Consider the following 399-nt stretch of genomic DNA (forward strand, 5'->3'; position numbering starts at 1 on the left):
GAAATTTAAAGCATTCTTTTTAACAATTACCATTCAAAAACGTAAGCTTTCACAGAAAGAAATTTTACGTGAGCAACACATTCAAACTATTATGGGCGAAGTAAAAGAGCGTCAAGCCTCTTATTACAACCGTCTTTTCTAAATAACTTTTAAAGGAGCAATACCTTCATGAAATTTAAAGCATTCTTTTTAACTATCACCATTCAAAAACGTAAGCTTTCACAGAAAGAAATTTTGCGTGAACAACACATTCAATCGATTATGAACGAAGTAAAAGAGCGCCAAGCTTCTTATTACAATCGTCTTTTCTAAATCATTTATAAAGGGGCAAAAAACTAATGAAATTTAAAGTATTCTTTTTAACCATTACGATTCAAAAAACTAAGTTCTCCGACAGTG

The 399-nt window shown here is 30.8% G+C and carries 3 protein-coding genes; all 3 read left to right on the top strand.

All coding sequences use genetic code 11. The features are described 5' to 3' along the window. Positions 1–142: YrzI family small protein (locus MR113_RS27485; RefSeq protein ID WP_242257493.1), on the top strand; the 142-nt coding region annotated here is incomplete at its 5' end. Positions 143–168: 26 nt separating this feature from the next. Next, the gene (locus tag MR113_RS27490) at positions 169–312 is read left to right on the top strand and encodes a YrzI family small protein (protein ID WP_097820345.1); all 144 of its coding nucleotides are present in this window, start codon (positions 169–171) and stop codon (positions 310–312) included. A 26-nt stretch (positions 313–338) separates the two neighbouring features. Next, positions 339–399, top strand: a 61-nt coding sequence (locus tag MR113_RS27495) for a YrzI family small protein (protein WP_242257494.1), incomplete at its 3' end; no start/stop codon positions are given.

Origin of the sequence: Bacillus cereus group sp. BfR-BA-01379 (assembly GCF_022663605.1) — a bacterium.
Taxonomy (GTDB): Bacteria; Bacillota; Bacilli; order Bacillales; family Bacillaceae_G; genus Bacillus_A; species Bacillus_A mobilis.